This is a genomic window from Nocardia sp. NPDC004711, assembly GCF_053601595.1.
Genome location: NZ_JBSGCB010000121.1, coordinates 1 through 10,709 on the forward strand (window position 1 = coordinate 1; position 10,709 = coordinate 10,709).

Annotated in this window: 12 protein-coding genes; 10 read left to right on the forward strand and 2 right to left on the reverse strand. The window is 69.5% G+C overall.

The genetic code is table 11. The annotated features are described in order from the left end of the window. Positions 1-96: 96 nt before the first annotated feature. The 8 genes from ACWEKS_RS47675 (at position 97) to ACWEKS_RS47710 (ending at position 6,451) form a co-directional block, all read left to right on the forward strand. The gene (locus tag ACWEKS_RS47675) at positions 97-309 is read left to right on the forward strand and encodes a hypothetical protein (protein WP_452346319.1); all 213 of its coding nucleotides are present in this window, start codon (positions 97-99) and stop codon (positions 307-309) included. Between the two features lie 7 nt (positions 310-316). Continuing rightward, on the forward strand, positions 317-949 hold the full coding sequence (locus ACWEKS_RS47680) for a TMEM175 family protein (RefSeq protein ID WP_452346320.1): 633 nt from the start codon (positions 317-319) through the stop codon (positions 947-949). A gap of 264 nt (positions 950-1,213) precedes the next feature. Beyond that, positions 1,214-2,587 (forward strand): sensor histidine kinase, encoded by a 1,374-nt coding sequence (locus ACWEKS_RS47685; protein WP_452346321.1) that lies wholly within the window; start codon positions 1,214-1,216, stop codon positions 2,585-2,587. Continuing rightward, positions 2,584-2,997, forward strand: coding sequence for a roadblock/LC7 domain-containing protein (locus ACWEKS_RS47690; RefSeq protein ID WP_354838000.1), 414 nt, complete (start codon positions 2,584-2,586; stop codon positions 2,995-2,997). Before ACWEKS_RS47685 ends, ACWEKS_RS47690 begins: the two co-directional genes overlap by 4 nt. Continuing rightward, positions 2,994-3,347, forward strand: coding sequence for a DUF742 domain-containing protein (locus ACWEKS_RS47695; protein WP_364615320.1), 354 nt, complete (start codon positions 2,994-2,996; stop codon positions 3,345-3,347). Before ACWEKS_RS47690 ends, ACWEKS_RS47695 begins: the two co-directional genes overlap by 4 nt. Positions 3,348-3,423: 76 nt before the next feature. Beyond that, entirely contained in the window at positions 3,424-3,969 is a 546-nt protein-coding gene (locus tag ACWEKS_RS47700; protein ID WP_379427655.1) for a GTP-binding protein, read from the forward strand. Further along, entirely contained in the window at positions 3,966-5,228 is a 1,263-nt protein-coding gene (locus tag ACWEKS_RS47705) for a cytochrome P450 (protein ID WP_452346322.1), read from the forward strand. The genes ACWEKS_RS47700 and ACWEKS_RS47705 overlap by 4 nt, the downstream gene beginning before the upstream one ends. 35 nt (positions 5,229-5,263) lie before the next feature. After that, complete coding sequence (locus tag ACWEKS_RS47710) at positions 5,264-6,451, forward strand: cytochrome P450 family protein (protein ID WP_452346323.1); 1,188 nt, start codon at positions 5,264-5,266, stop codon at positions 6,449-6,451. A gap of 70 nt (positions 6,452-6,521) precedes the next feature. On the opposite strand, the gene ACWEKS_RS47715 is transcribed toward ACWEKS_RS47710, so the two are convergent. Beyond that, the gene (locus ACWEKS_RS47715; protein WP_452346324.1) at positions 6,522-7,136 is read right to left on the reverse strand and encodes a hypothetical protein; all 615 of its coding nucleotides are present in this window, start codon (positions 7,134-7,136) and stop codon (positions 6,522-6,524) included. Next, a complete protein-coding gene (locus ACWEKS_RS47720; RefSeq protein WP_452346325.1) occupies positions 7,133-8,332 on the reverse strand; it encodes a ferritin-like domain-containing protein in 1,200 nt (399 codons plus the stop codon). Before ACWEKS_RS47720 ends, ACWEKS_RS47715 begins: the two co-directional genes overlap by 4 nt. A gap of 256 nt (positions 8,333-8,588) precedes the next feature. Between ACWEKS_RS47720 and ACWEKS_RS47725 the strand changes: the two genes are divergently transcribed. Further along, positions 8,589-8,852: a GlsB/YeaQ/YmgE family stress response membrane protein gene (locus ACWEKS_RS47725; RefSeq protein WP_379404126.1), complete on the forward strand. Its 264-nt coding sequence runs from the start codon at positions 8,589-8,591 to the stop codon at positions 8,850-8,852. 394 nt (positions 8,853-9,246) lie between these two features. Then, on the forward strand, positions 9,247-10,590 hold the full coding sequence (gene gabT, locus ACWEKS_RS47730; protein ID WP_452346326.1) for a 4-aminobutyrate--2-oxoglutarate transaminase: 1,344 nt from the start codon (positions 9,247-9,249) through the stop codon (positions 10,588-10,590). The last annotated feature ends 119 nt before the right edge of the window (positions 10,591-10,709 follow it).

A 10,709-nucleotide genomic window follows, 5' to 3' on the forward strand; every position in this document is an offset into this window, starting at 1 on the left:
ATCGGGATGCAAAGCCCCGACAATTTCGAGAAGTCACTCCACGCGGCTGCCTGACAGCGCATAAGCCCCCTGCCCACCATTTGGGGGGAACCTCAGTTGTCGCTGTTCCTGTTCGGCGGGCTGAGCGGGGTGACGCTGGCGGCGATCCGGGTGGTGACGCTGCTGCGACCGGCAGGGCCGCAGGTGAATTCGTGGTCGCCGATCGTCGCCGTTCCGATTTTCGGGTTCGCGCTGGGCTCGCTCATCGCCGGTGCGCGCATACGCGAACAGGAACTCGAGGACATCGAACCCGGCACGCTGACTCGATAATGACCGCATGCAGTACCCCGAATCGCGGCTTTCCGATACCACCCGCGTGGAAGCCTTCAGCGATGGCGTCATGGCCATCGCGATCACCCTGCTCGTACTCGAGATTCGCATTCCGGAGACCGATGACGGCTCGCTGTGGCACGAGCTGACCGGGCTGTGGCCCAGCTACCTCGCCTATGCCGGATCGTTTCTCACCATCGGTGTGATCTGGCTGTGCCATCACCGCTTCTTCGGCCGGGTCCGGCGGATGGACGGACTGCTGCACTGCGGCAATCTGCTGTTGCTCCTGGCGGTGGCGTTCCTGCCGTTCCCGACGACCGTGCTGGCCCATCATCTGGAGGACGGAGGCTGGAATGCCAAGGTGGCGACCGCCTTCTACGGGCTGGCGGGTGCGGTGCAGGCGGCGGCCTGGTATGTGATGTGGATTGCCCTGCGCCGCAACCCGGATCTGTTCGAGCCGGGCTACGATGCCGACTACGCGCGGCGAGAGGGCCGGCAGGCGGTGATCGGCTTCGTGGGCTTCGACCTGATCGCGGCGATCGGGCTGGTGCTGCCCGCGGCGGCGTTGCTGCTGTATCTGGTGGCGGTGCTGGGCTACGGGTACCTGAGTACGCGCCCGCAGGTCTTCGCCCGCGTCTGAACCGCCTTCCCGCTCACCAGGACTCGTGATCGCCAGCGGGTTCGCGCTCGGGTAGCGCGGCCCGCCCGGTGCGCTTATGCTGCGTCCGGCAGATCCGAATCTGCTTGCCGGTCCGGGCATTTGGCACTGGTCCCGCATGCGGGTGCGGTTGGGGGCACCGGGGTAATCGCCCTGGTGGACGTCGGTTCGGAAGTGCGGAGCGTGTCGGAATCAGTGAATCCGCCGGGCGGGGAGCAGCAACCCGTCCTGCGACAGCGACCGCCCGTGTCCACACTGGCGGGATCGCTGGCGCTCGGTGTGGCCGCGGTGGCGGTCGCGGTCTTCTACTCCCCCACCGATTTCCGGGTGCCGCTGGCCATCGGCGCGAGCGTGGCGGCGCTGTTGCTGACCGCCGCCCTCACGGCCGCCGCCTACTACCGGGGCCGGGTGCAGGCGGTGCGGCAGGAGGCGCTGGCCTACACCGCGCAGTCCGATGCCCATGTGGCCGCGACTGTTTCCGCCGCTCAGGCGCGAATAACCGAGTCCGAGGCCAGAATTCACGGCATCCGCGAACAGGTCGCGGCCGAGGCCCGGGCGGCCAAGGAGAGCGAGGGCCGCCGCGCCGCCGCGATGGCCGCGTTCGCCGGCGCGGCGGGCCGCATGCAGGCGATGAGCACCAGCATGCTGGCGGAGTTGCGCGAGATGGAGCACCGGCACGCCGACCCGAAGGTGCTGGCCGACCTGCTGGAACTGGACCACCGCACCGCGCAGGCGGGCCGGCTGGCCGACAGCATCGCGGTACTCAGCGGTGCGCGCTCGGGCCGCCGGTGGGCGAAACCCATTGCCATGGAATCGATCCTGCGCGGCGCCATGGGCCGGGTCGCGGGCTATCAGCGCGTGCGCCTGCGCGCGATCACCGAGATCGCCATCGCGGGCCATGCCGCGGAGGGCGTCATGCACGCCCTGGCCGAGCTGCTCGACAACGCCTGCAACTTCTCCCCGCCCACCACCGAGGTCCACGTCTACGCCACCGAGGTCCCCGCCGGTGTGGTGATCACCATCGAGGACTCCGGTCTCGTCATGAGCGAATCGGCTCTCCGGCGAGCCGAATCCGCCGTCTCCGGCCCCCGCGCCGGCTCCGACCTCTCCACCCTTTCCGGCACCCGCCTCGGCCTGGCCGTGGTCGGTCACCTGGCCCGCAAACACGACCTCACCGTCAGCTACCGCCCCTCCGCCATCGGCGGCACCGCCGTGGTCGTCGTCATCCCCCGTGAACTCACCACCCGCCTGGAACGCCAATCCGGCACCTTCGGCCGCCTCACCCCGGTCACCACCCGTCCGCACCCCGGCGCCCCGGCGACGGATGTCCCCACCGCGCCCGACACTGCACCGCCGCCGAAACCCGCCTTCGCCTCCACCGCCCAGGACCTTCTTCCGGCCCAGCCCGAAATCGACCAGCACACCGCGACTTCCAGCGGCCTGCCGAAGCGCCGTCGCGGCAGCACGCTGGCCGCCGTCCACCCGGACGGCCTGTCGGGCCCGGCGCAGCCCGAGGCGCCACGCGCGCCGTCCGCGCCCTCGGCCATGGCTGCCTTCCAACGCGCCTTCACCACGAACTCGTTCCCCGCCCCTACGTCCCCATCGGAGACCGATCGATGACACCGTCCGCCACACATCTGGGTTGGCTGCTGGAGCAGTTGCTGGCGCGTACGCCGCGGGCGCGCCATGCGCTACTGCTGTCCGGCGACGGGTTGAAGATCTGTCATACGGCCGGGCTGGGGAACGACAGCGCCGATCAGCTGGCGGCGATCGCTGCTGGGATCCAGAGTCTTTCGCACGGTGCCTCGGTGGAGTTCGGGGACGGGCGGGGCGGGGTGCGCCAGTCGATGACCGAGTTCTACGGGGGCATCCTGTTCATCGTCGAGGCCGGGGTGGGGGCGCACATCGCGGTGGTGGCTGCGGAGGACGCCGATGCCGGGCTGGTCGGCCACACGATGCGGGAGCTGGTCGAGCAACTCGGCGAGCATCTGGCCGCTGCCCCGCGGGTGCCGGGGGCGAGCGTGTCGTGACCAGGCCAGACGAGGATCCGGATCGGCTGTACACGCTGACCGGCGGTCGCAGCCAACCGGATTCGGACGCGTTCGATCTGGTGACCCTGGTGGTCAGCGAATGCGATCCGGTACGCGGCATGCAGTCCGAGCATGCCGCCATCCTCGACATGTGCCGCGCGCCGACCGCGGTGGTGGAGATCGCGGCCGAGCTGCGGCTGCCGGTCGGCATCACCGTCGTCCTGCTGTCGGACCTGCTGCACGCCGGCAAGATCACGGTGCGTCATCCGGATCATGCCGCGCGGCAATGGAATTCGCTGCCCGATACCGACATGCTGGAAAAGGTGCTCGTTGGACTCCGTAAGCTCTGACATCCGGTGCGCCGGCACCGAGGACCCGCGTCCGGCCCGCGCCGACGCCCCGCTGCACGCCGATGCCCGGCAGGGCCTGAAGATCGTGATCGTGGGCGGCTTCGGCGTCGGCAAGACCACCATGGTCCGCTCGATCAGCGAGATCCGCCCGCTGGACACCGAGGCCACCATGACCCAGGCCGGCCAGGGCGTCGACGATCTCGCGGGCGTGCCCGGAAAGACCACCACCACGGTGGCTTTCGACTTCGGCCGCATCACCATCGACACCGAGCACGTGCTGTACCTGTTCGGCGCGCCCGGCCAGGAACGCTTCTGGTTCCTGTGGGACCGCCTGTTCGCGGGCGCGCTGGGCGCCATCGTGCTGGTGGATCAGCGGCGGATCGCGGACTCCTGGTACGCCATCGACCGGCTCGAGCACCAGCGCACCCCGTTCATCGTGGCGTGCAACAACTTCGGACCCGGGCCGGCCCTGCCCGCGGTGCGCGAGGCGCTGGATCTGGACCCGCACATCCCGCTGCTCGACTGCGACGCCCGCGACCGCGACTCCTGCAAGAACGTCCTGATCGCCCTGGTCGAATACCTCTCTCACCCGGAGACCGCGCTGTGGAGGAATCCCGCATGACATCACCCGCGCCGGGTTCCTGCCCCGTGCCCCACGAGCCCGGCGTGGTGCCGTTGAGCGGCCCCCGCTTCCACACCGACCCGCATTCGCTCTACCGGGAGATGCGCCGCGACCACGGGCCGGTGGCCGCGGTCGAGTTGCCCGGCGGGATTCCGGCCTGGCTGGTGCTGGGGTATCGGGAGATGCACCAGGTCACCAGCTCTCCCGAACTGTTCCCCCGCGATGTCGGACTGTGGAATCAGTGGCCGAACATCCCGCCGGACTGGCCGCTGCTGCCCATGGTCGGCTCGCCCATGCCGTCGATCTATTTCACGGCGGGCGCGGAGCATCGGCGGCACCTGGCCATGGTCGAGCCCGCGCTGGAGTCGGTGGATCCCTTCGAATTACGCCGGGTCTGTGAGGGTTTGGCCGATCGGCTGATCGACTCCTTCTGCGGTCGCGGCCAGGCCGATCTGGTGGGCGAGTTCGCCGAGCCACTGCCCGTGCTCGTCCTGGCCTGGCTGCTGGGCATTCCCGACGCCGAGGGCCCCGGGCTGGCGCGGGCCATGAAGGTGATGGCCGACGGCGGCGCGGACGCGCAGGCGGCGCACCTGCAGTTCATGCAGTACATCCAGCATCTGCTGGCGGTGAAGAAGACCGCGCCGGGCGATGATCTGGTCTCGCGCATGCTGGCCTTCCCGGCGCCGTTCACCGACGAGGAGTACGTCAACGACCTGATGGCCGTGACGGCCGCGGGACACCTGCCGACCGCGGACTGGCTGGTCAATTCGGTGCGCCTGATGCTCACCGACGACCGGTTCGCGGCCGCGCTGGGCGGCGGGCGGCGCAGTGTGGATCAGGCGATGAACGAGGTGCTGTGGGAGGAGTCCCCCACCTCGATCCTGGCCGGGCGCTGGGCCGCGCGCGATACGCGCCTGGCGGACCGGACGATTCGCGCGGGCGACCTGCTGCTGCTCGGGCTGGCCGCCGCGAACACCGATCCGCACGTGCGCCAGGCGGTCGGCGAGGCCGCCACCCACACCGGCAACAACGCGCACTTCGCGTTCAGCCACGGCGAGTACCGCTGCCCGTTCCCGGCGCAGCAGATCGCGGAGGTGGTGGCGCGCACCGGCATCGAGGTGTTGCTGGACCGGCTGCCGGACATCGATCTGGCGGTGCCCGCGCAGAACCTGGTGCGGCGGCCGTCGCCGTTCCTGCGCGGAATGACTTCCCTTCCTGTTGTTTTCACTCCTGTTCGCGCTCTCGGAGGTTTCCAGTGAGTTCCCCCTGCCCGCATGCGATTTCGATAGATCCGATGGTCGGTGATCTCGCCGGCGAGACCACCCGCCTGCGCGCCGCCGGGGCGGTTACCCGGATCGATCTGCTCGGCGCCCCCGCCTGGACGATCACCGACCACACCATCGCCCGCCAGCTGCTCACCGACACCAGACTGGTCAAGGACATCAATGCCTGGAAGCTGTGGCGGGACGGCGTCGTCACCCGGCAGTGGCCGCTGATCGGCATGATCGACGCCGGCCGCTCCATGTTCACCGTGGACGGCCCGGAGCACCGCCGCCTGCGCATCAAGACCACCCAGGCGCTGACCCCGCGCCGCCTGGAAGCCTTGCGCCCCACCATCGAACGGCTCACCAAGGAGCTGCTCGACGATCTGGACGAGGCGGGCCACGACGGCGCGGCGGTGGATCTCAAGCAGGTCGTCGCCTATCCGCTGCCCATGCGGGTGATCTCCGAGCTCATGGGGGTGCCGCGCGCGGACCACCCGATGCTGCTGGACTGGTACAAGAAGTTCTTCTCCATGGTCACTCCGCAGGACGAGCGGCTGCAGATCATCGAGGACATGGACGTCTACTTCACCGCGATGGTCCGCCGCAAGACCGCCGAGCCCGGCGACGACCTCACCAGCGCGCTCATCCTGGCCGACGAGGGCGGCGAACCGCTCACCGAGGAGGAGGTGGTCGGCAACCTGAAGGCACTGGTCGCCGCCGGGCACGAGACCACCGTGAGCCTGATCCTGAATGCGGTGCGCGCCTTGCTGACCCGGCCCGAACAGCTGGCCCGGGTGCGCTCGGAGGAGGTGGAGTGGAAGCAGGTGATCGAGGAGACGCTGCGCTGGGACGGCCCGGTCACCCATCTGCTCATGCGCTTCGCCACCGAGGACATCACCGTCGGCGACACCGTGATCGAGCAGGGGGAGGGCGTGGTCATGTCCTACCGTGCCATCGGCCGCGACACCGCGGTCTTCGGCGAGGACGCCGACGATTTCGACATCACCCGGCCGAGCGCGCACCGCAATATCTCCTTCGGATACGGCCCGCACATCTGCCCGGGCGCGGCGCTGGCCCGCCTCGAAGCGGGCATCGCGCTGCCCGCCCTGTTCGACCGCTTCCCGGAACTGCGGCTGGCCAACCCGGTCGAGGAGATCGTCAACCTTCCGGTCATGACCCAGAACGACATCGCCGCCATGCCGATCCACGTGGGCTGAGCCGGGATTCGGCGCGCGGACGGCCGTCCGGGCCGCACGATCACGACTCGGTGGTCGCGGCCCGGGCGGGTCACGGGCGCATGCCGGACTCGGTCCACCTCCTGAAGACGTCCACCTTCTCCGTCGACCAGGCGCCGTCGCAGGGCATGGTGCCGGCGGCCAGACGGTCGAGGATCTCGGCGGCGTGCTTGGTGACGTCGTCGAGGGACCACAGGTCGAAGACGAAGCTCATGGAGCGCTGATCCTTGTCCCGGAACAGGGGTTTGATGTGGGCGGCGAAGCCGACGGCCGCCTCGGGTCGGGGCAGGGCAGGATCGGATGATTCGGCGGACGGCTGCGGCGCCACGTAGGACGGCGGTCCGGCCGGGCCCCAATCCCAGTCGGGCGCGTGACCTTCGGCGGTGACCGCCCATGCCACGAAAGCGGCGAAGGCGGAACGGAATTCGGGATCGTCCGGGAGTCCGGACTCGCGTGCGGCGCGCAGGATCAGCTGTCCCCAGCGCTGCTGCTGCTGCTCCTCGGTCAGGTCGGGCCTGGACCGCGGTTCGTCCGACTCCCGGGGCGCGCCGAACGCGACCGCCAGCCAATCCGCCTCCCGGCGTGCGTAATCGGTGTCGGGATCGTTGAAAGCCGCTGCCAGGACCGTATCGTCCGGGATCAGCTGTTCGTAGAGCAGCGCGGTCATCCGCCGCAGTGCCGGATAGCCGCCCGCCCATTCGAACAGCGTCGGCTCCTGGCCGGGCGCGTGCGGCCGGGGTGGTCCGGGCCGGCGGGCAGGGTGGTGATGAGTTCGCCGAGGGGGCGGATGACGCCGAGCATGAGCGAGACCGTGGCGTCGGCGAGGGTTTGCAGCTGGGCGTCGGTCTCCTCGGTGTGCGCGAAGAACCGCTCGAAGATCTGCAGCAGGATCTCGTAGCCGACATTGAACAGGTCGGTGACGCGCGCGGTGCCCAGGTCGCTGATCAACGGGACCGGGATATCGCGTTCGGGCGCACGGACATTGGCGGCCAGCACCGGCCGCACCGGGTCGAAGTCGGGGTTCTCGCTCAGGCACTGCTCGTACTCGTCGAGGATCTTGACGAACTGGCCGAAGTGGGCGTCGCGCCAGTCGCCGCGCGCGCCCTCGCCCTGTTCGAGAATGGTGTCGATGGCCCGCTTGGCCGAGGCCAGATCGGTCACCGCCACCAATTCCGGCCAGCGGAAATGCTTTTCGGTGGCCTGGGCGCGGCGGGGTCCGACGAACAGCCAGCGCTCGCCGTACTTCTCGGCCAGATGCTCGATGCCGTGTTCGATGGAGCGGTACAGGTGGCCGACGGTGGCGAAGTCCTGCACTCGCGGCACGATCTCGCCCTGCTCCATGTGCGCGGCGGCGCGCCCGGCCATGGCGATGCCCTCGGCGTCGTCGAGGGCCATGCCCTCCGGGCGTTCCAGGAACATGAAGTGCCGCAGCGCCTGCTCCCCGAACGGCAGCAGCGCCAGCTGCACCCCGGCCGGATAGTGGGCGGCGGGCAAGGGCAGGTTGGGCCGGGTCATGTGGGGCGCCGCGCCGATGGCGGAGAGCAGGTTGTGCACCAGCGACAGGTGCAGCATCTCCTGGGTGGCCACGTGCGACACCAGTTTCCGCCAGCGCGTGACCTTCTCGACCTCGGCGGCGCTCAGGCCCTCCGCGGCGGAGGTCTCGAGCGAGAAGGCCGCGAACAGGTACTGGCACATGATGCCGTGTTCGAGTTCGGCGGCCTGGCAGAGCATGTAGATGAGCGCTTCGCGGTGTTCGATGACGAACGGCGACTCCGGGGCCGCCAGTCCGCCGCGGGCGGCGATGGTCCGGGCCAGGGCGCCCCGGCCGGTGAGAGAGGGAGTTTCGGGCGCATTCGCACTCATGCGCATGCCTTTCGGAATCGGCGGACTCGCCGCGCCGGCCACGCTGCCGTCGTGCAGGAGCCACTGCCGTCATGACGTCGTCGGCCTCCATCATGGCCCGGAAAACCTGGCGTCGACGAGGGTTTCGCTGCCCGAGAACGCCGGTCCGGCCGCCGCCCACGGCACGAAACGCGCACGCCGGTGTATTGCGACACGCTCATTTCGGGCGTCTGCCCTGCTACCTTCGAATGCGCCACCTCGAGGCAAGGAGCATGCCATGGGCATCATCACGATGATCATCATCGGCCTCATCGCGGGCGCGATCGCCCGCCTTCTGGTTCCGGGCAAGGAGGATTTCGGCATCATCTGGACCGCCGTTCTCGGCATCATCGGCGGTTACGTCGGCGGCACCCTGGGCAGTCTGGTCTTCGCCCCGCACAAGTTCAGCGTCCATCCACCGGTCCAGCACACCTTCCTCGGCGCCATCATCGGCGCCATCGTGGTGCTGGTCGTCTACAAGTGGATCAGAGCCCGCGTCTGACCTGCCGCACAACCGAATACGACCGAGGGGCGGGGCCGCTGATCAGCGGCCCCGCCCCTCGTGTGCCGACAGCCTTGCGCGTGATGAGGGGTCCGCACAATCCTGCCGCCACGACGCCGTCCCCACGGCGCCCTCAGCCGCAGGTGGTCTACGGCCCGAGCTCTTTCTACGTATCTACTAAGTAGATACGTAGAAAGATAGCAGCCCTTGCCCCGCCGATCAATCGGCTTCGGCGAGCAGGACGAGGAGGAGTTCGGCCCGGGTTCGGGCATTGTCGAGGTCGCGGTCCAATTAATTCCTGCCCGGCGTGTTGTCAATTCGGCACGGATGATCGCGGGTGCCGTGGCGCAGACTGAGGACCGGCGCCACCGACCCTCGACCGGGAGAATTCCGCATGCCCTCGATCGACTACCGCCTGCCCCAGCGTCGCGACCTCGTCACCGCGCTGCCGGGCCCGCGTTCCCGGGCGCTCACCGCGCGCCGGACAGCGGCCGTGGCGGCCGGGGTCGGATCGTCGGTGCCCGTCTACGCGGCCGACGCCGACGGCGGCGTCATTCTCGATGTGGACGGCAATTCGCTGATCGATCTGGGCTCGGGCATCGCGGTCACCACGGTCGGCGCGTCCCATCCGGAGGTGGCGGCCGCGGTCGCCGAGCAGGCCGCGCGGTTCACCCACACCTGCTTCATGGTCACCCCCTACGAGGAGTACATCCGCGTGGCCGAGGTACTGGCCGCGCTCACGCCCGGCTCCTTCGACAAGCGGACGGTGCTGTTCAATTCGGGCGCGGAGGCGGTGGAGAACGCCGTGAAGGTGGCGCGGCTGGCGACCGGCCGGCCGGCGGTGGTCGCGTTCGATCACGCGTATCACGGCCGCACCAACCTGACCATGGCGCTGACCGCGAAATCCATGCCGTACAAGGCGCATTTCGGCCCGTTCGCACCGGACATCCACCGCATGCCCATGTCCTACCCCTACCGCGACCAGCCTGGGCTGACCGGGGAACAGGCTGCGCGCCGGGTCATTTCGCGGATCGAGGTGCAGATCGGGGCCGATTCGCTGGCCGCGATCGTCATCGAGCCGATCCAGGGCGAGGGCGGATTCATCGTGCCTGCCCCGGGATTCCTTCTCACGCTGGCGAACTGGGCCCGTGAGCGCGGGGTGGTGTTCATCGCCGACGAGGTGCAGACCGGATTCGCCCGCACCGGAGCATGGTTCGCGAGCGAGTACGAGGGCATCGAGCCGGACATCGTCACCATGGCCAAGGGCATTGCGGGCGGCATGCCGCTGTCGGCCGTCACCGGCCGGGCCGAGCTACTGGACGCGGTGCACCCGGGCGGGCTGGGCGGCACCTACGGCGGCAATCCGGTGGCGTGCGCGGCGGCCCTGGCCGGCATCGAGGTGATGCGGTCGCTGGATCTGCCGGCCCGGGCGCGAGCCATCGAGGCGGCCACCGCGCCGCGGCTGCGGGAGCTGGCCGCCGCGACCGGCGTGATCGGTGACGTACGCGGCCGGGGCGCGATGCTCGCCATCGAACTGGTCCGGCCGGGCACCGGCACCCCCGATCCAGACCTCGCCAAAGCCATTGCCGCCGAGGCGCTCTCACGCGGCGTGGTGCTGCTCACCTGCGGCACCTACGGAAACGTCATCCGGCTGCTGCCCCCGCTGGTGATCGGCGACGACCTGCTCGCCGACGGCCTCGGGGTGTTGTCCGAGACGGTGCGGGATCTGACCCGCTGAGTTCGCGGCGCGAAGCAGTCCGGACTAGTACTGCAACTGCACTCGCGTGATTCGTTGCTGGTAGACCTGTCGGGTGGTGTTGGATCATGCTGTGGCCGAACTGGATTCGTTGATCGCGA